General features: G+C 63.2%; 21 protein-coding genes. 4 read left to right on the forward strand and 17 right to left on the reverse strand.

All coding sequences use genetic code 11. The annotated features are described in order from the left end of the window. Positions 1 to 173: 173 nt before the first annotated feature. From NKJ18_RS21680 to rplS, 4 genes are all read right to left on the reverse strand, one after another. Positions 174 to 974, reverse strand: coding sequence for a transporter substrate-binding domain-containing protein (locus NKJ18_RS21680; protein ID WP_352759596.1), 801 nt, complete (start codon positions 972 to 974; stop codon positions 174 to 176). 237 nt (positions 975 to 1,211) lie between these two features. Further along, positions 1,212 to 1,709: a MarR family winged helix-turn-helix transcriptional regulator gene (locus NKJ18_RS21685; protein WP_023683877.1), complete on the reverse strand. Its 498-nt coding sequence runs from the start codon at positions 1,707 to 1,709 to the stop codon at positions 1,212 to 1,214. Beyond that, entirely contained in the window at positions 1,706 to 2,134 is a 429-nt protein-coding gene (locus tag NKJ18_RS21690) for an organic hydroperoxide resistance protein (RefSeq protein ID WP_023694503.1), read from the reverse strand. The genes NKJ18_RS21685 and NKJ18_RS21690 overlap by 4 nt, the downstream gene beginning before the upstream one ends. A gap of 154 nt (positions 2,135 to 2,288) precedes the next feature. Further along, positions 2,289 to 2,849, reverse strand: coding sequence for a 50S ribosomal protein L19 (rplS, locus tag NKJ18_RS21695; protein ID WP_352759599.1), 561 nt, complete (start codon positions 2,847 to 2,849; stop codon positions 2,289 to 2,291). A gap of 326 nt (positions 2,850 to 3,175) precedes the next feature. Here rplS and NKJ18_RS21700 point away from each other — a divergent pair, with 326 nt between their 5' ends. Then, positions 3,176 to 3,928 carry a sulfite exporter TauE/SafE family protein gene (locus tag NKJ18_RS21700; protein ID WP_023828729.1) on the forward strand — a complete coding sequence of 251 codons (753 nt, stop codon included), beginning with the start codon at positions 3,176 to 3,178 and terminating at the stop codon, positions 3,926 to 3,928. Here the strand turns inward: NKJ18_RS21700 and trmD are convergent. Further along, on the reverse strand, positions 3,910 to 4,608 hold the full coding sequence (gene trmD / locus NKJ18_RS21705; protein ID WP_023726048.1) for a tRNA (guanosine(37)-N1)-methyltransferase TrmD: 699 nt from the start codon (positions 4,606 to 4,608) through the stop codon (positions 3,910 to 3,912). The two genes, NKJ18_RS21700 and trmD, sit on opposite strands and share 19 nt — an antisense overlap. After that, a complete protein-coding gene (gene rimM, locus NKJ18_RS21710) occupies positions 4,605 to 5,204 on the reverse strand; it encodes a ribosome maturation factor RimM (RefSeq protein WP_023828730.1) in 600 nt (199 codons plus the stop codon). Before rimM ends, trmD begins: the two co-directional genes overlap by 4 nt. 96 nt (positions 5,205 to 5,300) lie before the next feature. On the opposite strand from rimM, the gene NKJ18_RS21715 reads away from it, so the two are divergent. Both NKJ18_RS21715 and NKJ18_RS21720 read left to right on the forward strand, forming a co-directional pair. Then, the gene (locus NKJ18_RS21715; protein WP_023706731.1) at positions 5,301 to 6,239 is read left to right on the forward strand and encodes a tyrosine recombinase XerC; all 939 of its coding nucleotides are present in this window, start codon (positions 5,301 to 5,303) and stop codon (positions 6,237 to 6,239) included. A 73-nt stretch (positions 6,240 to 6,312) separates the two neighbouring features. Continuing rightward, positions 6,313 to 7,377: a TraB/GumN family protein gene (locus NKJ18_RS21720; RefSeq protein ID WP_352759601.1), complete on the forward strand. Its 1,065-nt coding sequence runs from the start codon at positions 6,313 to 6,315 to the stop codon at positions 7,375 to 7,377. A gap of 848 nt (positions 7,378 to 8,225) precedes the next feature. On the opposite strand, the gene lpdA is transcribed toward NKJ18_RS21720, so the two are convergent. The 11 genes from lpdA to mdh all read right to left on the reverse strand — a co-directional run bounded on the left by lpdA (position 8,226) and on the right by mdh (position 20,108). Then, on the reverse strand, positions 8,226 to 9,632 hold the full coding sequence (gene lpdA / locus NKJ18_RS21725; RefSeq protein ID WP_352759603.1) for a dihydrolipoyl dehydrogenase: 1,407 nt from the start codon (positions 9,630 to 9,632) through the stop codon (positions 8,226 to 8,228). 23 nt (positions 9,633 to 9,655) lie between these two features. Then, the gene (locus NKJ18_RS21730; protein ID WP_023683871.1) at positions 9,656 to 10,411 is read right to left on the reverse strand and encodes an SDR family oxidoreductase; all 756 of its coding nucleotides are present in this window, start codon (positions 10,409 to 10,411) and stop codon (positions 9,656 to 9,658) included. Continuing rightward, entirely contained in the window at positions 10,408 to 10,914 is a 507-nt protein-coding gene (locus tag NKJ18_RS21735) for a hypothetical protein (RefSeq protein WP_023736766.1), read from the reverse strand. The genes NKJ18_RS21730 and NKJ18_RS21735 overlap by 4 nt, the downstream gene beginning before the upstream one ends. After that, positions 10,911 to 11,648, reverse strand: a complete 738-nt coding sequence (locus NKJ18_RS21740; RefSeq protein ID WP_050485860.1) for a DUF4241 domain-containing protein — start codon at positions 11,646 to 11,648, stop codon at positions 10,911 to 10,913. Before NKJ18_RS21740 ends, NKJ18_RS21735 begins: the two co-directional genes overlap by 4 nt. A 16-nt stretch (positions 11,649 to 11,664) precedes the next feature. Beyond that, entirely contained in the window at positions 11,665 to 12,957 is a 1,293-nt protein-coding gene (gene odhB / locus NKJ18_RS21745; RefSeq protein WP_352759605.1) for a 2-oxoglutarate dehydrogenase complex dihydrolipoyllysine-residue succinyltransferase, read from the reverse strand. A gap of 48 nt (positions 12,958 to 13,005) precedes the next feature. Then, positions 13,006 to 15,993, reverse strand: coding sequence for a 2-oxoglutarate dehydrogenase E1 component (locus tag NKJ18_RS21750; RefSeq protein WP_352759608.1), 2,988 nt, complete (start codon positions 15,991 to 15,993; stop codon positions 13,006 to 13,008). A gap of 132 nt (positions 15,994 to 16,125) precedes the next feature. Continuing rightward, the gene (gene sucD / locus NKJ18_RS21755) at positions 16,126 to 17,028 is read right to left on the reverse strand and encodes a succinate--CoA ligase subunit alpha (RefSeq protein WP_023694514.1); all 903 of its coding nucleotides are present in this window, start codon (positions 17,026 to 17,028) and stop codon (positions 16,126 to 16,128) included. Between the two features lie 12 nt (positions 17,029 to 17,040). Next, positions 17,041 to 17,532: a DUF1579 family protein gene (locus tag NKJ18_RS21760; protein WP_352759610.1), complete on the reverse strand. Its 492-nt coding sequence runs from the start codon at positions 17,530 to 17,532 to the stop codon at positions 17,041 to 17,043. Between the two features lie 3 nt (positions 17,533 to 17,535). Beyond that, positions 17,536 to 17,907 (reverse strand): cupin domain-containing protein, encoded by a 372-nt coding sequence (locus tag NKJ18_RS21765; protein WP_023706740.1) that lies wholly within the window; start codon positions 17,905 to 17,907, stop codon positions 17,536 to 17,538. 6 nt (positions 17,908 to 17,913) lie between these two features. Continuing rightward, positions 17,914 to 19,107, reverse strand: a complete 1,194-nt coding sequence (gene sucC / locus NKJ18_RS21770) for an ADP-forming succinate--CoA ligase subunit beta (RefSeq protein ID WP_352759612.1) — start codon at positions 19,105 to 19,107, stop codon at positions 17,914 to 17,916. 32 nt (positions 19,108 to 19,139) lie between these two features. Further along, complete coding sequence (mdh, locus tag NKJ18_RS21775) at positions 19,140 to 20,108, reverse strand: malate dehydrogenase (protein WP_023670541.1); 969 nt, start codon at positions 20,106 to 20,108, stop codon at positions 19,140 to 19,142. A 233-nt stretch (positions 20,109 to 20,341) separates the two neighbouring features. Between mdh and NKJ18_RS21780 the strand changes: the two genes are divergently transcribed. After that, complete coding sequence (locus NKJ18_RS21780; protein WP_023687691.1) at positions 20,342 to 20,770, forward strand: GNAT family N-acetyltransferase; 429 nt, start codon at positions 20,342 to 20,344, stop codon at positions 20,768 to 20,770. Positions 20,771 to 20,811 lie beyond the last annotated feature (41 nt).

Raw genomic sequence — 20,811 nt, forward strand, 5'->3', positions numbered from 1 at the left:
ATCCTCGGTGCGGTGGGGGTGGTGTTTTTTTGGTTATAACTCTATCTCGTTTCCATGCCAATTGGGGGGGCGGGGGGGGGGGGGTGGCCACAACGCGCCGGCGCTGGCACCCCCACCCCGCTCCGCTTCGCGGATCGACCCTCCCCACAAGGGGGAGGGTAAGGAGTCGGACATCACTGCCCCATCTTGTAGTCGAGAAACCACTTCTTGTTCAGCGCTTCCAGCGTGCCGTCAGCCTTCAGCGCCGCGATCGCCGCGTTGACCGGCTTCACCAGGTCCGAGCCCTTCGGGAAGATGAAGCCAAAATCCTCGGTGCCGAGCGGGCCGCCGATCAGCTTGAGCTTGCCGCCGGAGGCATCGACATAGCCTTTGCCGGCGGTGCCGTCGGTCAGGACGACATCGACGTCGCCGGATTTCAGTGCCTGCACCGAAGCGCCGAAGGTCTCGAACTGCTTGATGCGCGGGTTCTGCTCATTGCCGTCGAGCACGCTGTAGACGGCGGTGTAGAACGGCGTCGTTCCGGCCTGCGCGCCGATCAACCCGTCCTTGAAGGCGGCGAAGGTCTTGGCGTCGGTGAAGCGGCTTTCATCGGCGCGCACCAGCATGAACTGCTCCGAACGCATATAGGGGTCGGAGAAATCGACCTTCTCCTTTCGGTCGTCCTTGATGGTGATGCCGGTCATGCCAATGTTGTACTGGTTGTCGGAAACCGCCTGGATCATCGCGTCCCAGGAGGTGTTCTGGTACTCCACCTTGAAGTTCAGCCGCTTGGCGATTTCGTCCATCGCGTCATACTCCCAGCCGATCTGCTTGCCGGTCTTGGCGTCGATGAACTGCAGCGGCGGATAGGCGTTTTCCGTCACCACCACGACCTTCTTGCCGCCGAGATCGGGCAGCGCATCGGCCGCCCATGCAGCGACTGGCGCGAGGAAACAGGCCGCGAGGGCGGCCAGCAGCAGCTTCGATTTGGTCATGACACGCTCCAGGATGAGAAGCCCGCTTGCAGCCGGGCTCGCATGAAAATCCAGGCGCGACTTTAGCCGTCCGCAGACGGCTTGCAAGCCGGTCCGGTGCTCAGCGTCCGGTGAAAGCGGATTCCAATGCCTTCAACCAACGCGGTTTTAGAACGCCCCGTGGTGGGAATTTATTCCGTGATTGCGCCGCCGGCAAACCAGGCCCCTCCTGGACACGGGAACCCGTCAGATGACGGATCAGGATGGTGACGTAGCCTCACGCAGCTTGGCGACAAATCCGGTCAAGGTCCGGTGCAGCGACTTCAGCTCCTCGACTTCCAGCGGCATGGCGCAGGCAAGGCCTGCGGATACGTCCTTGATGCGGGCGCGCAGCGCCTGGCCCTTGGCAGTCGGTTCGACCAGCACGCGGCGCTCGTCGGCCGGATCGCGACGGCGGGTGACGAGACCAGCCGCTTCCATCCGCTTGAGCAGAGGCGTCAATGTCGCCGAATCCAGCCCCAGCGCCTCGCCGAGTTCGCCGACCGTGCTCGGCGCATGCTGCCACAGCGCCAGCATCGCCAAATATTGCGGATAGGTCAGGCCGAGCGGGTCAAGCAGCGGCCGATAGAGCTTGGTCATCAGCCCGCTCGCCGAATAGAGCGCGAAACAGAGCTGCTGGTCGAGGCGCGGAACGGCGATCCTCCCGGCGGTGTCCGCCGGGACTTCGCTGGCCCTGGTTTCGGTCTTCGTCGTCATGCTGCCTTTGCCGGAAGCGCCACGGTCGAAAGCGCCACCTCGATATTGCCTTTGATCGCATTGGAATAGGGGCAAATCTGATGCGCTGCCGATACAAGCGCTTCCGCCGCCGCCTGATCAAGGCCTTTGGTCTCCGCGGCCAGTGCGACACCAAGTTTGAAGCCTTCACCATTGGGAAGCAGGCTGACGGTGGCGCTCACCGCCGCATCGTCCAGCGGCAGCTTCTGCTTGCGCGCGACGAAGCGGATGGCGCTTTCGAAGCAGGCGGCATAGCCGACCGCGAACAGCTGCTCGGGATTGGTGGCGCCACCCTGTCCGCCGAGCTCCTTCGGCAAAGCGAGGTCGACCTTCAGCAGGCCGTCGCTGGTCTCGCCGTGGCCGGCGCGGCCGCCGGTGACGCGAGCCTGTGTGGTGTAGAGTGCCATGTCAGTTCTCCATTTGCTTTGTATACGATCATTTAGTGTACAATATAATTCGAGTCAACAGCCGTGGCGCAACTCTCGGCCGGCAATCGTTCACAGTCTGGTGAAACGAAAAAAGGCGGCCGAAGCCGCCTTTTCAAAATCCTTGGTCGAGATCTTATTCGGCCGGGGTCGCTTCCGCGGCCTTTGCAGCCTCGTCGGCGGCCTTGGCGGCTTCGTCGGCGGCCTTCTTCTCGGCGGCTTCCTGCGCGGCCTTCTCGGCTGCCAGCGCCTGCACGGCGGCGACCTTCTCGGCCTCGATGCGGGCCTTCTCAGCGTTCAGCGCGTCGCGCTCCTCATCGTTGAGCTTGCGGGCGCGCACGCCGGTGTTTTCCGAAATACGGGCCGACTTGCCGCGACGGTCGCGCAAATAATAGAGCTTGGCGCGGCGCACCTTGCCGCGGCGCACGATCTCGACGCCTTCGACCATCGGCGAGTAGACCGGGAAAACGCGCTCGACGCCTTCGCCGTAGGAGATCTTGCGGACGGTGAAATTTTCCTGGAAGCCGGCGCCGGCGCGGGCGATGACGACGCCCTCATAGGCCTGGACGCGGGTGCGGGTGCCTTCGGTCACGCGGACCTGGACGCGCACGGTGTCGCCGGGCTGAAACTCGGGAAGCTTGCGCTTGGCTTCGATCTTGGCGGCCTGTTCGGCCTCGAGCTGACGGATGATATCCATCTCAATAGTCCACTTCTTGTTCTTCCGACAGTCAGAGCGTCCGACACTCGCCTTGCAGTTCCATTGACCGCTCGGCTATGCCCTTTGTCCCCGAGACATCTTGTCTTCGAAACATTGGGCAGGGGCGACTACACCGTCATTGTTGACGGGTCCGGGAGATTTTTCTCGCCAGTACGGGCGGGCACATACAGCTATTTCACTGACTTGTCACGCCTTGGCCCTGTCTTTTTTGGTCGCATGCCACCACGCAATCGTCCAGTGCAGGGTTGCGCCGGCCCTTCAAGCTTCCTAATCCGGGAGCAGCACACTTGTCCGGCGGCCTCACAATGTCTGTTTTCGACGCAGTCCTGCTCTTCCTCGCGGGTTTTCTGTCAGGCGCCGTCAACGCCGTTGCCGGCGGCGGCACCTTCATAACCTTCGGCGCCATGACGCTGGCCGGCCTGCCGCCGATCGTCGCCAACGCCACGTCCTCGGTGACGCAGTTTCCCGGTTACATCACCTCGACGCTGGCTTACTGGACAGACATCAAGCATTTCTGGCGCGGCGCGCTGCTGCTTTGCCTGATCTCGGCTTTGGGCGCGCTGGCTGGTGCGCTCATCCTGCTGGCGCTCTCAAATCCGTCGTTCCGCGCGCTGGTGCCGTGGCTGCTGCTGGCGGCAACCGCCTTGTTCGCCGCCGGGCCGTGGCTCAAACCAACGCCGAAGCCTGGGCATGAAGCCACGGTGGGCTCTCTGACCGGTTCGCTGGCGCAGTTCGCCACCGCCATCTATGGCGGCTTCTTCGGCGCCGGCATGGGCGTCATGATGCTGGCGACGCTCGGCCTGACGCAATCCGGCGACTATCACCGGCTGAACGCGCTGAAGAACATGCTGGCCGTGGTCATCGCCGCCGTTGCCATACTGGTCTTCGTTTCCGGCGGCGTCGTCGCCTGGCCGCAGGCAATCATCATGATCCCCGGCGGCGCGCTCGGCGGCTATGCCGGCGTCTGGATCGCCAAGCGCGTGCCGCAAAACGCAGTACGCGGCTTCGTCATCGCCGTCGGCCTGTTTCTCGCCGTCTACTATTTTGCCAAGGGCTGAGCGGCGAGCAAATCCGGCCGGCGCTCCCTGGTCAGCTTCTCGGACTCGGCGCGCCGCCACGCGGCGATCTTCTTGTGATTACCGGAGACCAGCACGTCGGGGATGGGGCGGCCTTCGAACTCCTGTGGCCGCGTGTAATGCGGGTGTTCGAGCAGGCCGTTCTCGAAACTTTCTTCCTCGCCCGACACCGCATTGCCCATGACGCCGGGCAACAGCCGCACAACGGCGTCGAGCAGTACGAGCGCCGCCGGCTCGCCGCCCGACAGGATGAAATCGCCGATGGAGACCTCTTCCAGTCCACGCGCCTCGATCAGCCGCTGGTCGACGCCCTCGAACCGGCCGCAAACGATGACGGCGCCTGGCCCGCCAGCCAGTTCGCGCACGTGCGCCTGCGTCAGCGGCTTTCCACGCGGGCTCATCAGCAAACGCGGCCGCGGATCGCCCGCCGGCGACGTGTGGTCGATCGCCTTGGCCAGCACATCGGCGCGCATCACCATGCCGGCGCCACCGCCGGCCGGCGTGTCGTCGACGGTGTGATGGCGATCGCTGGCGAAGTCGCGGATCTGGATAGCTTCCAGCGACCATGTCCCGACTTCGAGCGCCCGTCCGGCCAGCGACAGGCCTAGCCCGCCCGGAAACATCTCGGGATAGAGCGTCAGCACCGACGCCTTGAACGTCACCGGTTGCCTCCGGCTTCGCGCGGCCCGCGCGGTCGGCCCTTCGCGTCGAAATCTTCTTCGCGCGGCGCGTCGCCATCCTCATCCTCGACAAGGCCGGCGGCTGCCGGGTCGACGCGGAGAAAACCTTCGGCGATCGAAACCTGAGGCACGGCGGCCTGGGTGAACGGGATCAGCACGCCTTTGCGCCCGCCGAGGGTAACGTCGAGAATGTCGCCGCCGCCGAAATTATGCACCGCCACCACCTTGCCGATGACCGCGCCCTTATCGTCGCGGACTTCAAGTCCGACGAGATCGGCGTGGTAGAATTCGTCCTCCTCGCCATCGTCGGGCAGCTTCGAGCGGTCGACGAACAGCTCGGTTCCGGCCAGCGCCTCGGCGGCATTGCGATCGGCAATGCCCTTGAAGCGCACCACCACGACGGTGTTGGCGGGCCTTATGTCGGTGATCTGGAAAACGCGGCCGTCCTTGGCATAGAGCGGCCCATAATCGGCCAGCGCCATCGGCTCGCCAGTGAAAGTCTTCACCCGCAATTCGCCCTTGATGCCGTGGGCGGCGCCGATCACGGCCATTTGCACGGGGTTCTGGGGCTTCGACATGGCTGATATCCTTTGCCCTGCTCTAACGCCCTACCGGCGTCATTTCAATGACAGGTTCTTCACCGCTTCCTAACCCGGCTGCCTGACAATGGCGGCATGCAGGAATTTCTCATCCCGGCAAAACCCGACCTCCAGGCAGCGCGCGAAAGCTGGCTGAAGATGCTGGCGCGCGAGCGCCGGCTGTCGCCGGCGACCGTCGAAGCCTATGAGCGCGACACGCGCCAGTTCCTGCATTTCCTCACAGGGCATTGCGGCGGCTCGCCTGGTCTTTCCGACATCGCCACTCTCCGCCCGGCCGATCTGCGCGGCTTTCTTGCCGCGCGGCGCAACGCCGGCGCCGGCGCCCGCACGCTCGGACGCGGCCTCGCCGGCATCCGCTCGCTGCTGCGCTTCCTCGAACGGCGCGGTCTCGCCAATGCCGCCGGTGCCGCTGCGTTGCGCGCGCCGCGCCAGCCGAAATCGCTGCCCAAGCCGCTGACCGCCAGCGATGCCAAACATGTCGTGTCGGTGGAAGGCCAGCTGGCTGAAGAGCCCTGGATCGCCGCCCGCAACGCCGCCGTGCTGACGCTGCTTTATGGATCGGGCCTGCGCATTTCCGAAGCGCTGGGCCTCAGCGCCGCCGACCTGGCATCGGAAGCCGACACCGTGCTGCGCGTCACCGGCAAGGGTGGCAAGACACGGCTGGTGCCGGTGCTGCCGGTGGCGCTGCGGGCCATCGCCGAATACCGAAAACTGTGTCCCTACCATCTCGATCCCAAGGGCCTGCTGTTTCGCGGCGCCCGGGGCGGGCCGCTCAACCCGGCCATCGTCCAGCGCGACATGGCCAGGCTGCGCTCGGCGCTGAACCTGCCCGACACCGCGACGCCGCACGCGTTGCGCCATTCCTTCGCCACCCATCTGCTCGGGCGCGGCGGCGACCTGCGCACCATCCAGGAACTGCTCGGCCACGCCAGCTTGTCGACGACGCAGGTCTATACCGGCGTCGACACGGCAAGGCTGCTCGAGATCTACGAATCCGCCCATCCCCGCGCGTGACACTGTATAAGTCCAGGACAATTTCCCCACGCCGGTTAACCGTTTCGCCGCTTTTCAGTCCTAGAACCGCACCATGAAACGCGCCCTTGCCATCGCCGACCGCGCGGCCCTTGTGTCGCTGAAGCTGCTCGTCGCGCTCAACGCAGTGTTTTTCCTGTCTTTTCTCGTCGCGTTGCTGCTTGCCATGGGCAAGGCGCATGCCGAAGCCCCGGCCTGCGCCGGCGCCGATCTGCTATCGGCCCTGCAGAAGGAAGACCCCGCCGCCTATGCCAGGATCGAGACGGAAGCAGCAGCGACGCTGAACGGCAAGGGCCTGTTGTGGAAGCTGGAGAAATCAGGCGAAAAGCCGTCCTTCCTGTTCGGCACCATGCACATGACCGACCCGCGCGTGACCACTCTGCCGCCGGCAGCCAGGAAAGCCTATGACGCTGCCGGCACCATCATCATCGAGACCACCGACGTGCTCGACAAGCAGAAGATGATGGAGGCCATGCTCAAGGAACCCGAGCTGATGATGTTCACCGACAACACGACGTTGTCGTCGCTGTTGTCGCCGGAGGATGCGGCGGTGGTGAACAAAGGGCTCGATGCGCGCGGCATTCCGCCGGCGAGCGTCTCCAAGATGAAGCCGTGGCTGCTGTCGGCCATGGTCGCGCTGCCGGTCTGTGAGGTCGCCCGTCAGGCAGGCGGCGCACCGGTTCTGGACGTCAAGCTGGCGCAGGACGCCAAGGCCTTGGGGAAGCCGGTGGAAGGGTTGGAGACCGCTGCCAGCCAGCTGCACGCCATGGCCTCGCTGCCGATTGCGTTCCACATCAAAGGGCTGGTCGAGACCCTGAAGCTCGGCGACAAGATAAACGACATCAACGAAACCATGATCGTGCTTTACCAGCGCGGCGACACCGGCACCTTCTGGCCGCTGTTGCGTTCGATCTCGCCCGACGAAGACGACGACGCAGGTTACGCCGAATTCGACCGGACGATGATCACCGGCCGCAACAAGGTCATGGCCGACCATGCCGCACCGATCCTGGCCAAGGGCAATGCCTTCATGGCCGTCGGCGCCATGCATCTTCCCGGCCCCGAAGGCCTGGTCGAGGATTTTCGCAAGGCCGGCTATACCGTCACCGCCGTCGACTGAGCAGCGCCCGTCTTGAATACCGAATCACGTAAGCCCGGCTCTGTGCGGTGCGCAACTGATTCGCAAAGCGGAGGCGGTTGGCCCTATTTTTGGCGGAAAAGGCCAGCTAAGCTCGTTCTACCTCGTTCGTGATTGATTTTGCGGGGGAAATACAGGCCAACAAGCGGTTGCGAATCAGAATTTTCCTGCGTTCGTCAATTTGAAGGCCTAGTATGAACCCGTTCAACGGTTGCGCGTTGAGGGGTGTTGATTGATGCTTTTCATCCACGGAGGACACTTTTATGGCGAACCCTAACGATCCAGCGCCCAGGTCGGGTGGTGGCAGCGGCTGGCTGATTGCGCTGGTCGTCGTCATCCTTGCGATTGTCGCGTACTATGTTTTCGGCAGAAGCGGCGAACATCCTGCGCCCGCAGAGCCGCCGGCAGCCAGCACACCGGCGCCCGCACCTGCACCGGCTGAGCCGATGAAGCCCGCCGAACCGGCTCCCGCACCAGCCCCTGCGCCCGCACCGGCTCCTGCGCCAGCTCCGGCACCCGCGCCTGCTCCGGCGCCGAGCCCGTAATCTGGCCAACTGATCTGGCATCTTGATTCCAGCCAAGAACGGCCCGCTGAAAAGCGGGCCGTTTTGTTTGGGGCACCTATCGGCGAGCGTCGCGATTCTTCACCGCCCCCTCTGTCCTGCCGGACATCTCCCCCTCGAGAGGGGAGATCGGCAGTTCACGAACAGCGCCAGGTTAGAAACGTGAGAAACTTGAAAGCTCGCGACGCGGCGGTGAAGTCCAATCTCCCCCCTTGAGGGGGAGATGGCCGGCAGGCCAGAGGGGGGTGCTGTCCCTCCAGCGTTTCCTTAAATATGGATCGGCTTGAAGAACGTCGCCAGCGCTGCTTCCTTCACCGCTTCCGACATTGTCGGATGCGCGTGGCAGGTGCGGGCGAGGTCTTCGGAAGAGCCGCCGAACTCCATCAGCACCGCCGCCTCATGGATCATCTCGCCTGCGCCGAAGCCGACAATGTGGACGCCGAGCACGCGGTCGCTGGCTTTGTCGGCGAGGATCTTCACGAAGCCGTCCGTGTGCAGCATGGCGCGCGCGCGGCCGTTGGCGGTGAACGGGAATTTGCCCATCTTGTAGTCGATGCCGGCCTTCCTCAGCTCTTCCTCTGTCTTGCCGACCGAAGCGATTTCCGGGCTGGTGTAGACGACGCTCGGAATGACGTCGTAATTCACGTGGCCGGCCTGGCCGGCAATGGTCTCGGCCACCGCCACGCCTTCATCCTCGGCCTTGTGCGCCAGCATCGGCCCGGCGATGACGTCGCCAATGGCGTAGATGCCGGCCACGTTGGTCCTGAGATGCCCGTCGGTCTTGACCCGGCCGCGCTCGTCGACCTCGACGCCGGCTTCTTTCAACCCGAGGCTGTCGGAATAGGCCCGGCGTCCGGTCGAGATCAGCACCGCGTCGGCCTCGATGGTCTCGGCCGCACCACCCTTGACCGGCTCGAAGGTAACGGCGGCGCCCTTTTTGGCCTTGGTCACCCCTGTCACCTTGGCGCCGAGCTTGAACTCGAAACCCTGCTTGGAAAGCAGGCGCTGGAACTGCTTGGAGACCTCGCCGTCCATGCCGCCCAGGATGGTGTCGAGGAATTCGACCACGGTGACCTTGGCGCCGAGCCGTGCCCAGACCGAGCCGAGCTCCAGACCGATGACCCCACCGCCGACCACCACCAGATGTCCCGGCACTTTCTCCAGCGACAGCGCGCCGGTCGACGATACGATCACCTTCTCGTCGATGTCGACCTTGACGCCGGGAATGCCGGCGACATCGGAGCCCGTGGCGATAACGATGTTTTTCGTCTCGATCTCCTCGACCTTGCCATCCTCAGCCGACACCGACACCTTGCCGGCCGCGACCACCTTCCCGGTGCCGCGAAACGAGTCGATCTTGTTCTTCTTGAACAGGAAGGCGACGCCATTGACGTTGGCCGAAACGGTCGCGTCCTTGTGCGCCATCATCTTCTTCAGATTGAGTTTCGGCGCCGGTATCTCGACGCCCAGCGCATCGAAGGAATGGCCGGCCTCGGCGAACATCTCCGAGGCATAAAGCAGCGCCTTGGATGGGATGCAGCCGATGTTCAGGCAGGTGCCGCCGAAAGTGGCGTTCTTCTCGACCACCGCGACCTTGAGCCCGAGCTGTGCCGCCTTGATGGCACAGACATAGCCGCCCGGTCCCGACCCGATGATAACGACATCATAAGCCATGTTCGTTTCCCTTAGCTTGGGGCTCAGCGGCCGCCGCTTACATTCAGGATTGCGCCCGTCGTGTAGGACGCTTCATCCGACAAAAGATAGAGAACGGCATGCGCGACTTCATCCGCCGTGCCGGCTCGTTTCATCGGCAGCATGTCGCGGAACCGCTCGACCCGGTCCGGCTGGCCGCCCGAAGCGTGGATCTCGGTGTCGATGATGCCCGGCCGTATCGCGTTGACGCGCACGCCTTCGGTCGCGACTTCGCGCGCCAGGCCGAGCGTAAAAGTGTCGATCGCCGCCTTGGACGCTGCATAGTCGACATATTCGCCGGGCGAGCTGTGTAGCGACGCCGCGGACGAGATGTTGACGATGGCGCCGCCCTGGCCGCCATGCTTGCTCGACATGCGTTTGACCGCTTCGCGCGCGCACAGGAACGAGCCGATGACGTTGATGCGCATCATGCGCTCCAGCCGCGCCAGGCTCATCTCATCGACGCGCGCCTTGACGTCGACGACGCCGGCATTGTTGACCAGCGCGTCGAGCCGGCCATAGGCGCGATCGACGGCTTCGAACATGGCGACGATGTCGGCTTCGACGCCGACGTCGCCCTTGACGGCAAATGCCTCGCCACCCGCCGCCTCGATTTCGTCGACCAGCGCCTTGGCGGCAGCCTCGTTCGAGGCATAGTTGACCGCGACCCGGTAGCGCGCCTTTGCCGCAAGCCGGCAGGTGGCCGCGCCAATGCCACGACTGCCGCCGGTGACCAGAAGCACCTTCTTGGACGCGCTCATTCCTGGCAACCTTTCAGCAGAAACACGTCCCATGGCAGTTTTGAGAAACCGTTCGGGCCGAAGGCCGTCGACATCTGCAGCGACGGCCCGAGATCGGGGAAGATCAGGCTCTGCGGCGCGTCCGTGCCTTCCGCCGCCAGGAGCGCGATGTTGCCCTTGTCGTCGGCGCTGTAGATGACGCCATGCCAGACCGTGCAGGCGGCAAGCTCGTCACCGGTGACGTCGCCGGTCGGGCATTTGTACATCAGCGACCCTTGCGGTCGCGAAACACCGGATGTCCACATGACAATGCCGTCGAGAACGATGCCCTTGTCGAGCACCATCTTGAACGAGTTGGTGACGGTGACCGCATCCGTCGTCGGCCGGAAATCAATGCCGGCCTCGCTTTCGGCATCGCCATAGACAGCAAGCGCCAGCGGGCAGGCGGCATGCGCCTCGTAACCCGCTGCGAGAACAGCCAGCCCGGCCATAAATCCGATCATTGGCGAAGCGATGTTTGTCATGAATTGCTCGGGCTGCTCTCGCGGCCGTCGGCGTTTTCGAGCACCTCGAAATCGGTCATCAAGACCAGCGGCTCGCCGGCCGCATCCAGTCCCCAGAAGGAATAATAGTTCCCATCACCGAAGCCAGTGTCGAACATGGCTATATTAAGCGGATTTCCATCAACCGGATTATCCATGCGGAACTTGTCGAACGAGCATGCAACGTCAGCAAGATAGCTGTCGAGTTCCTCCTGCTCGGACATCAGCGTCAGAACCGACTTGTCCATGAACGAAGCAACATTATCATCGACAATAAATCCAGACTTCCAGGACGATGTGCCGACGTCGCGGACGAAGGCAGCCAACTCCCACCGCACCGGCAAGCCAGTGCCAAACCGCAATACCGCTGCAGCAACACGGCCTTGCGCCTCAAGCAACGTGACTGGATAGCATCCCGGCCTGACCTTACGGCTAAACACAGGCCGTTCCAGCCCGGTAATCAGTGGATCGCAAGCGATGATTTCGCCGGTCGGTAGCTCAAGCTCACCGATCGCGGTGACGATGATCTTCCGCTCCGCCATTTCGGCTTCGCTGAGAGCGAAGACACCGAGATTGCTGCTCGCCGGCGCCGAATCCCATTCAGTCGATGTCGCCGGCGGAGAGATGGCGGCGGAAGCCGCCGGCCGGGAACGCCTCAATACGCTACCCGCTACTCGACCCAGCTTGAACCCAAACCGCGCCAGCCAGCCGCTCATGACGGATCAGCTCCGATCACAAATCAAGCACCAGCCGTTCGGGATCCTCCAGGCTATCCTTGACGCGGACCAGGAAGGTCACGGCTTCCTTGCCGTCGACGATACGGTGATCGTAGCTCAGCGCCAAGTACATCATCGGCCGGATCACGATGTGGCCGCCGACCACGACCGGCCGGTCCTGGATCTTGTGCATGCCCAAAATGCCGGACTGCGGCGCATTGAGGATCGGCGTCGACATCAGTGAGCCGTAAACGCCGCCATTGGAGATGGTGAACGTACCACCCTGCATGTCGGCGACCGACAGCTTGCCGTCCCGCGCGGCGATGCCCAGCCGGCCGATATCCTTCTCGATCTCGGCAATCGACATTTGGTCGGCATTGCGCACCACCGGCACGACGAGACCCTTTTCGGTGCCGACGGCAACGCCGATATGGGCATAGTTCTTGAAGATGATGTCGGTGCCGTCGATCTCGGCATTGACCGAGGGGATTTCCTTCAATGCGTGCGTAACCGCCCTGGTGAAGAAGCCCATGAAGCCGAGCTTCACGCCATGCTTCTTCTCGAAGATGTCCTTGTACTTGGTCCTGAGCGCCATCACCGCCGACATGTCGACCTCGTTGAAGGTGGTCAGCATGGCGGCGGTCGACTGCGCTTCCTTCAGCCGGCGCGCAATGGTCTGGCGCAATTTGGTCATGCGCACGCGCTCCTCGCGCGACGCATCGTCGCCCGAAGACGGCGCACGCACAGCGACCGGAGCCGGTGCGGCCTTCGGAATTTCGGCCGGCTGCGACGGCGCGCCCTTGGAAATCGCGTCGAGCACATCGCCCTTCAGCACCTGGCCGCGCTTGCCCGACCCGGAAACCTGGTCGACCGACAGATTGTTCTCGGCGATCAGCTTCGCGGCAGCTGGCGCCGGCGGCATGGTGCGCGGCTCGACCGGCCCGGCGTCGCCGGCTATCTTGGCGGTCTCAGCCGCAGCCTGTCTGGTCGTGTGCGCTGCGTCCGGGCTCGAAGCCTGCGACACCGCTTGCGGCTTGGTCTCCTGCTTGGACGCCGGGGCGGCCGTGGCGACGCCTGCCGAGATCGAACCCAGCAACGCGCCGACGCCAACGGTCTCGCCTTCCTTGGCGGTGATCTCGCCCAGCGTGCCGGCGGCGGCGGCAGGCACTTCCACCGTCACCTTGTCGGTTTCGAGCTCGACCAGCGGCTCGTCGACGGCAATGGCATCGCCGACCTTCTTGAACCACTTGCCGATGGTCGCCTCGGTGACGGATTCGCCGAGAGTGGGAACGCGGATTTCGGTAGTCATTGTGCCTGTTCCGTTTCTTCTCTGTCTGTTCTATTCGCCGGGTTTGTTCTATTCGCCGAGCGCGTCTTCGAGCAGGGCGGCGAGCTGCGCCAAATGCTTCGACATCAGACCGGTCGCCGGCGATGCCGCCGCAGGACGTCCGGTATAGCGCACCCGCTGGTGCTTGGCGTCGATATGCGCCAGCACCCATTCCAGATAAGGGTCGATGAACGACCATGCGCCCATATTCTTGGGTTCCTCCTGGCACCACACCATCTCGGCATTGCGGAAGCGCGACAGTTCGGTGATCAGCGCCTTGGCCGGGAACGGGTAGAGCTGTTCGACGCGCAGGAGATAGATATCGTTGATGCCGCGCTTCTCGCGCTCCTCGTACAGGTCGTAATAGACCTTGCCCGAGCACAGCACGACGCGGCGGATCTTGGAATCCTTGGTGAGCTTGATCGCCTGGTTCTGCAACAGCTGGGCGTCGTCCCACAACAGCCGGTGGAACGAGCTTTCGCCCGAAATCTCCGGCAGCGTCGACACTGCCCGCTTATGGCGCAGCAGCGACTTCGGCGTCATCAGGATCAGCGGCTTGCGGAAGTCGCGCTTCAGCTGCCGGCGCAGTATGTGGAAGTAGTTGGCCGGCGTCGTGCAGTTGGCGACTTGCATATTGTCTTCGGCGCAGAGCTGCAGGAAGCGCTCGAGCCGGGCCGAAGAATGCTCCGGACCCTGGCCTTCATAGCCATGCGGCAGCAGGCATACCAGGCCTGACATTCTGAGCCACTTGCGCTCGCCCGACGAGATGAACTGGTCGAACACCACCTGGGCGCCGTTGGCGAAATCGCCGAACTGCGCTTCCCAGAGCGTCAGCGCCTTCGGCTCGGCCAGGCTGTAGCCATATTCGAAGCCAAGCACCGCCTCTTCCGACAGCATCGAGTTGATGACTTCGTAGCCGGCCTGTGCCGCCGACAGATTGTTGAGCGGGATGTAGCGGGTCTCGTCCTTCTGGTCGTAGAGCACGGAATGGCGCTGCGAGAAGGTGCCCCGTTCTGAATCCTGGCCGGAGAGCCGGATCGGATTGCCGTCGAGCAGGATGGCGCCGAAGGCCAGCGCCTCGGCCGTCGACCAGTCGATGCCTTCGCCGGAGTCGATCGCCTGGCGGCGGTTTTCGAGGAAGCGGATGATGGTCTTGTGCGCCTCGAAACCTTTCGGCACCTCGGTCAGTTTCTTGCCGATGTCCTTCAGCACCTTGACCGGCACGGCGGTCTTGCCGCGGCGCTGTTCGTCCTGGTTGTCGGCGGTGCGCAAACCAGACCAGGCGCCGTCCAACCAGTCGGCCTTGTTGGGCTTGTAGTGCTGGCCGACTTCCCATTCGGACTCCAGATGGGCGCGCCAGTCGGCCTTCATCTTGTCGAGTTCGGCCTGGCTGATATGGCCCTCGGCGATCAGCCGGTCGCCATAGATCTGCACCGTCGTCTTGTGGTTGCGGATGTTGGCGTACATGATCGGCTGCGTGAAGGCCGGTTCGTCGCCCTCATTGTGGCCGAAGCGGCGATAGCAGAACATGTCCACCACCACCGGCTTGTGGAACTTCATGCGAAATTCGATCGCCACCTTGGTGGCATGCACCACCGCTTCCGGGTCGTCGCCATTGACGTGGAAGATCGGCGCCTCGATCATCTTGGCGACGTCGGACGGATAGGGCGACGAGCGCGAGAAGCGCGGATTGGTGGTGAAGCCGATCTGGTTGTTGATGATGAAATGCAGCGTGCCGGCGACGCGGTGGCCGCGCAGGCCCGACAGGCCGAGAATTTCCGCGATTACGCCCTGGCCAGCAAAGGCGGCGTCGCCATGCAGAAGCAGCGGCAGCACCTTGGCGCGCTCTTCCAGCGGCACGATCTCCTCGCGGCTGCGGCCGAACAGATAGTCCTGCTTGGCGCGCGCCTTGCCCATCACAACCGGATCGACGATTTCCAGATGCGAAGGATTGGCGGTCAGCGACAGATGCACCTTGTTGCCGTCGAATTCGCGGTCCGACGAGGCGCCGAGATGGTACTTGACGTCGCCCGAGCCCTCGACCTCGTCGGGAGCGGCCGAGCCGCCCTTGAACTCGTGGAAGATGGCGCGATGCGGTTTGGCCATCACCTGGGACAGCACGTTCAGCCGGCCGCGATGCGCCATGCCGAGCACGATCTCCTTCATGCCGAGCTGGCCGCCGCGCTTGATGATCTGCTCCAGCGCCGGGATCAGACCTTCGCTACCATCGAGGCCGAAGCGCTTGGTGCCCTTGTACTTGACATCGATGAACTGCTCGAAGCCTTCGGCCTCGACCAGCTTCTGCAGGATCGCTTTTTTTCCCGTAGCGGTGAAGGAAATCTCCTTGTCGGCGCCCTCGATGCGCGCCTGGATCCAGGCCTTCTCCTCGGGATCGGAAATGTGCATGAACTCGACACCGAGCGTCGAGCAATAGGTGCGGGTCAGAATTTCCAGCATCTGCCGGATGGTGCCGAATTCGAGGCCGAGCACATTGTCGAGGAAGATCGGCCGGTCGTAGTCGGCTGCGGTGAAACCGTAATTCTCCGGCGACAGCTCGTTATAGTCCTCAAGCGGCTTGGCGATGCCGAGTGGGTCGAGATTGGCATGCAGATGGCCGCGCATGCGGAAGGCGCGGATCATCATGATGGCGCGCACCGAATCGCGCGTCGCCTGATGCACGTCGGCATCCGACAGCACGACGCCATTGGTGACCGCCTTGTCCTTGACCTTCTTTTCCAGATGCTTCTCGACGATGCCCCAATTGCCGTCCAGCGCCGACACCAGTTCGCCATTGGCCTGCAGCGGCCAGGAGGGCTTTGCCCAGGAAGCGCCCTTGGCGTTCTTGCGCACATCGCCGGCGTCGTCCTTCAGCCCGGCGAAGAAGTCCTGCCATTCGGGGTTTACTGACTCTGGATCATCCTCATAGGAGGCATACAACGCGTCGATATAGTCGGCATTGCCGCCATAGAGGAAAGAGGTGAGCGAAAATTGGTCGTTGGCCTGATCTTGTCTTGCCATTTTTGTCTGCGGAGCCTGGCTCCGTCTCCTTTTCAAAAGCGAATAGTGAGTAGCGAATAGCGAGTAGGGATTTTTCCCGGGTCGCGCCGTTACTCTCTTTTCCCTATTCGCTATTCACTACTCGCTACTCACTTAGCCTTTGATCGCCTCGACCAGCGTCGTGCCCAGACGCGCCGGCGATGGCGATACCTTGATGCCGGCCGATTCCATCGCCGCGATCTTGTCTTCCGCGCCGCCCTTGCCGCCGGAGATGACCGCGCCCGCATGGCCCATGGTGCGACCGGCCGGCGCAGTGCGCCCGGCGATGAAGCCCGCCATCGGTTTCCTGCGGCCGCGTTTGGCCTCGTCCTTGAGGAACTGCGCGGCGTCTTCCTCGGCCGAACCGCCGATCTCGCCGATCATGATGATCGACTTGGTCTCGTCGTCGGCGAGGAACATTTCGAGCATGTCGATGAACTCGGTGCCTTTGACGGGGTCGCCGCCGATACCGACCGCGGTCGTCTGGCCGAGGCCGACATTTGTGGTCTGGAACACTGCCTCATAGGTAAGCGTTCCCGAGCGCGAAACAACGCCGACCGAGCCTTTGCGGAAGATGTTGCCGGGCATGATGCCGATCTTGCATTCGTCGGGGGTGAGCACACCAGGGCAGTTCGGGCCGATCAGCCGCGAGGTCGAGCGGTCGAGCCGCGCCTTGACCCTGACCATGTCCATCACCGGAATGCCTTCGGTGATGCAGACGATCAGCGGGATCTCGGCTTCGATGGCTTCGAGGATGGCTTCGGCGGCGCCCGCCGGCGGCACATAGACGACCGAGGCGTTGGCGCCGGTCTTTTCCTTGCCCTCGGCGACCGAGGCGAAGATCGGCAGGTTTTCGCCCTTGGCGCCGGTCCAGGTCTCGCCACCCTTCTTGGGATGGATACCGCCCACCATCCTGGTGCCGTGATAGGCCAGCGCCTGCTCGGTGTGGAACGTGCCGGTCTTGCCGGTCAGGCCCTGAACCAGCACCTTGGTGTTCTTGTCGATGAGAATGGACATCGGAGCCCTTTTCTAAAAACCGTTGATCGAGGAAGGCGAAACGCGCCGGTAGACGCCGCTCACCATGTCTTGCCAGCTGTCGCTGCCGGCAGGTTTGAAATGCAGTCGCATCCGGTAGGCATCGACATTGTCGAAAATATAGGTCACGCGCGCTGAGCCACGCGGCGACGACCGCTCCAGGACCAGCTCATCGCCGTTCCACGTTCCTGTGGCCGGCGTGGCCGGCACAAAACCCATGGAGTCGAACTGGTGCATGGTGAAGAGCCTGTTTGGCTGGTCGAAGCCGAACACGCTGTGCGAGCCGAACGAGACCGTGCCGTCGCGGCGCTGGCGATAGCGCTGGACCACGAACAGTCCGCCGAACTGTGGCTCTGTCAGCACGTCGGAAGTCGCTGTGCCGCCATCGGCCCACTGCGTTTCCGCCACCTCTTCCTCGCCGCGCCACGCGCCGACCAGCGCCTGCAGGCGCTGGTGATCGGCCGAGAGCAAGGAGAACGCGTTCATGGGTCAGAGCCGCTTCAGGTCGGAGACGGTGAGGTCGCTCTTGGCGTTGCCGGTGTTGAGCGTCGTTGCCGGCTCGAACATCAGCACCACCGGCTCGGCGGTCAGCGACCGCGGCCGGTGCTCGACGCCCTTCGGCACGACAATGAAATCGCCCTCGCCGAGCTCGACCGGGCCGTCGCGAAAATCGATGGCGATCTTGCCCCGCAGCACGAGAAAAGCCTCGTCCTCATGCTCGTGCGCATGCCAGTCGAAGGTCTCGCCGAACTTGGCGACCTTGGCCTGGCTGTCATTGACGTCGCCGGCAATATGCGGATCGAAGACCTTGGTGATCGTTCGATCCGCCGCCTCGACCAGGTTTATCTTGCGCGGAGGCATTCGCCTTCAGCCCTTCACCGCCGCCACGATCTTCTTGGCTGCGTCGTCGAGATCGTCGGCCGACACGACGTTGAGGCCGCTGTCGTTGATGAGCTTCTTGCCGAGCTCGGCATTGGTGCCTTCAAGACGCACCACCAGCGGCACTTCCAGGCCGACTTCCTTGACTGCGGCAATGACGCCCTCGGCGATGAGGTCGCACTTCATGATGCCGCCGAAGATGTTGATCAGTATGCCTTTGACGGCCGGATCCTTGGTGATGATCTTGAACGCCGCCGTCACCTTCTCCTTCGACGCGCCGCCGCCGACATCGAGGAAGTTGGCGGGCTCGGCGCCGTAGAGCTTGATGATGTCCATAGTCGCCATGGCGAGGCCGGCGCCATTGACCATGCAGCCGATATTGCCGTCGAGCGCGACATAGGCGAGGTCGTATTTCGACGCCTCGATCTCCTTCTCGTCCTCTTCGGTGGTGTCGCGCAATTCCATCAGTTCGGGGTGGCGAAACAGCGCGTTGTTGTCGAACGACACCTTGGCGTCCAGCACGCGCAGGCGGCCGTTTTTCATCACGATCAGCGGGTTGACCTCGAGCAGGCTCATGTCCTTCTCGACAAAGGCCTTGTAGAGGATCGGGAACAGCGTGCCGGCATCCTTGGCGGCATCGCCGTTTAGTCCCAGCGCTTCCACCAATATGTCGACGTCGATGGTCGTCACGCCGGCCAGCGGATCGATGGCGCGGGTGATGATCTTGTCCGGTGTGTCGTGGGCGACGCCTTCAATGTCCATGCCGCCCTCGGTCGAGACGACGAAAGCGATGCGGCCGACCGAGCGGTCGACCAGGATCGACAGATAAAGCTCGCGCTCGATGTCGGCGCCGTCCTCGATATAAAGACGGTTGACCTGCTTGCCGGCGGGGCCGGTCTGCTTGGTCACCAGCGTGTGGCCGAGCATCTCATTGGCGTTGGCAACGACTTCGGCAACCGACTTAGCCAGCCGCACGCCGCCCTTTGCGTCGGGCGACAGTTCCTTGAACTTCCCCTTGCCGCGGCCACCGGCGTGGATCTGGCTCTTCACCACATAGAGCGGGCCGGGCAGCGCTTGTGCCGCGGCTTCCGCCTCGCTTGCCTTGAACACCGGCACGCCTTCGGCCACCGGCGCACCAAACGACTTCAGCAGCGCCTTGCCTTGATATTCATGGATGTTCATCTGGATGTCTCCGGATCGGCTGCTTTGGGGGATTACTTCGAGGCGAGGTGCGGGGCGATCTTGACGCAAGCCTCGGTCAGGCCCTGCACTGTCGCCACCGAAGCGTCGAACATCTTCTGCTCGGCCTTGTTGAGGTCGATCTCGATGATGCGCTCGACGCCGCCGGCGCCGATGACAACGGGAACGCCGACATAGGTGCCCTTGACGCCATACTGGCCCGAGAGATGCGCAGCACAAGGCAGCACGCGCTTCTTGTCCTTGAGATAGGATTCGGCCATCGAAATTGCGGAAGCCGCCGGCGCGTAGAAGGCCGAGCCGGTCTTCAAGAGGCCAACGATCTCGGCGCCGCCGTCACGGGTGCGCTGGACGATCTGGTCGAGCTTTTCCTTCGAGGTCCAGCCCATCTTGATGAGGTCCGGCAGCGGAATGCCCGACACCGTGGAATAGCGGATCATCGGCACCATGGAATCGCCATGGCCACCGAGCACGAAGGCGGTGACGTCCTCGACCGAGACCTTGAACTCCTCGGCGAGGAAATAGCGGAAGCGCGCGCTGTCGAGCACGCCGGCCATGCCGACGACATGGGTCTTGGGCAGGCCCGAAAACTTCTGCAGCGCCCAGACCATGGCGTCGAGCGGGTTGGTGATGCAGATGACGAAGGCCTTGGGCGCGTATTTCTTCAGCCCGGCGCCGACCTGTTCCATGACCTTGAGGTTGATGCCGAGCAGATCGTCGCGGCTCATACCCGGCTTGCGCGGCACGCCGGCAGTGACGATGCAGACATCGGCGCCCTCGATCCCGGCATAATCATTGACCCCGGTCAGCCGGGAGTCAAAACCATCGACCGGCGAAGACTGCGCGATATCGAGCCCCTTGCCTTGCGGGATGCCCTCGGCAATATCGAACAGCACCACGTCGCCGAGGTCCTTGAGGCCGATCATGTGAGCGAGCGTGCCGCCGATCATGCCGGAGCCGATGAGCGCTATCTTGTTGCGTGCCATGTGAGGAAATTTTCCCTTTGTCTGTGACGACGCCCAAATCTCTGGCGATCTGGTTGACGGCGTCGAGGAAGAGGCCGGAATGCTGTGGTGTCAGCGGATTTCGCCGCATCCAGTAGCCCTGGTGGAAAATATATTCAATCGATTATTTTCGAGTGAATAATTTCAATCGGTTAGAAACATTGGGATTTACGTAAACGTCAAAATTTGTAAGCCGACTTGAGAGATTTTACACAATGAACGTGGAAATCAGAAGACTATATCCAGGCGATGACGCCCTTGTGAAGCGCATCGCCGAAGACGTGTTCGATGAACCGGTACGGGCCGACAGACTGTCCGCCTACCTCGCCTCCTCAGGTCATATGATGATTGTGGCACTGGCCGATGGCGTCGTCGTCGGCCAGTGTGCTGCCGTCATCCACCGCCACCTGGACAAGGTCAGCGAACTCTACATCGACGAGGTCGGCGTCTCACCCGCCTACCAGCGCCATGGCATCGCGCGAAAGATGCTCGACGCCATGTTCGCGCTCGGCCGCGAGCAGGGATGCGGCGAAGCCTGGGTCGGCACCGAACCGGACAATGTGCCAGCGCGCGCGCTTTATGAATCGCGCAAGGAGGTGCATGGGCCGGCGGAGTCGTTTGTGATGTATGTGTACGAGCTTTAGGCGTCGGCGGGACAGCGCCCCCCCTCTGCCTTGCCAGGCAT

This window comes from Mesorhizobium sp. M0217 (genome assembly GCF_040321955.1).
Lineage (GTDB): Bacteria > Pseudomonadota > Alphaproteobacteria > Rhizobiales > Rhizobiaceae > Mesorhizobium.

Coding starts and splice junctions, on each gene's coding strand:
- NKJ18_RS21680 (WP_352759596.1), bottom strand. CDS start 974: ATGACCAAATCGAAGCTGCTGCTGGCCGCCCTCGCGGCCTGTTTCCTC.
- mdh (WP_023670541.1), bottom strand. CDS start 20,108: ATGGCACGCAACAAGATAGCGCTCATCGGCTCCGGCATGATCGGCGGC.
- NKJ18_RS21700 (WP_023828729.1), top strand. CDS start 3,176: ATGTCTGTTTTCGACGCAGTCCTGCTCTTCCTCGCGGGTTTTCTGTCA.
- rplS (WP_352759599.1), bottom strand. CDS start 2,849: ATGGATATCATCCGTCAGCTCGAGGCCGAACAGGCCGCCAAGATCGAA.
- sucC (WP_352759612.1), bottom strand. CDS start 19,107: ATGAACATCCATGAATATCAAGGCAAGGCGCTGCTGAAGTCGTTTGGT.
- sucD (WP_023694514.1), bottom strand. CDS start 17,028: ATGTCCATTCTCATCGACAAGAACACCAAGGTGCTGGTTCAGGGCCTG.
- NKJ18_RS21760 (WP_352759610.1), bottom strand. CDS start 17,532: ATGAACGCGTTCTCCTTGCTCTCGGCCGATCACCAGCGCCTGCAGGCG.
- NKJ18_RS21750 (WP_352759608.1), bottom strand. CDS start 15,993: ATGGCAAGACAAGATCAGGCCAACGACCAATTTTCGCTCACCTCTTTC.
- NKJ18_RS21715 (WP_023706731.1), top strand. CDS start 5,301: ATGCAGGAATTTCTCATCCCGGCAAAACCCGACCTCCAGGCAGCGCGC.
- NKJ18_RS21690 (WP_023694503.1), bottom strand. CDS start 2,134: ATGGCACTCTACACCACACAGGCTCGCGTCACCGGCGGCCGCGCCGGC.
- odhB (WP_352759605.1), bottom strand. CDS start 12,957: ATGACTACCGAAATCCGCGTTCCCACTCTCGGCGAATCCGTCACCGAG.
- NKJ18_RS21740 (WP_050485860.1), bottom strand. CDS start 11,648: ATGAGCGGCTGGCTGGCGCGGTTTGGGTTCAAGCTGGGTCGAGTAGCG.
- NKJ18_RS21685 (WP_023683877.1), bottom strand. CDS start 1,709: ATGACGACGAAGACCGAAACCAGGGCCAGCGAAGTCCCGGCGGACACC.
- NKJ18_RS21780 (WP_023687691.1), top strand. CDS start 20,342: ATGAACGTGGAAATCAGAAGACTATATCCAGGCGATGACGCCCTTGTG.
- rimM (WP_023828730.1), bottom strand. CDS start 5,204: ATGTCGAAGCCCCAGAACCCCGTGCAAATGGCCGTGATCGGCGCCGCC.
- NKJ18_RS21765 (WP_023706740.1), bottom strand. CDS start 17,907: ATGCCTCCGCGCAAGATAAACCTGGTCGAGGCGGCGGATCGAACGATC.
- NKJ18_RS21730 (WP_023683871.1), bottom strand. CDS start 10,411: ATGAGCGCGTCCAAGAAGGTGCTTCTGGTCACCGGCGGCAGTCGTGGC.
- NKJ18_RS21735 (WP_023736766.1), bottom strand. CDS start 10,914: ATGACAAACATCGCTTCGCCAATGATCGGATTTATGGCCGGGCTGGCT.
- lpdA (WP_352759603.1), bottom strand. CDS start 9,632: ATGGCTTATGATGTCGTTATCATCGGGTCGGGACCGGGCGGCTATGTC.
- NKJ18_RS21720 (WP_352759601.1), top strand. CDS start 6,313: ATGAAACGCGCCCTTGCCATCGCCGACCGCGCGGCCCTTGTGTCGCTG.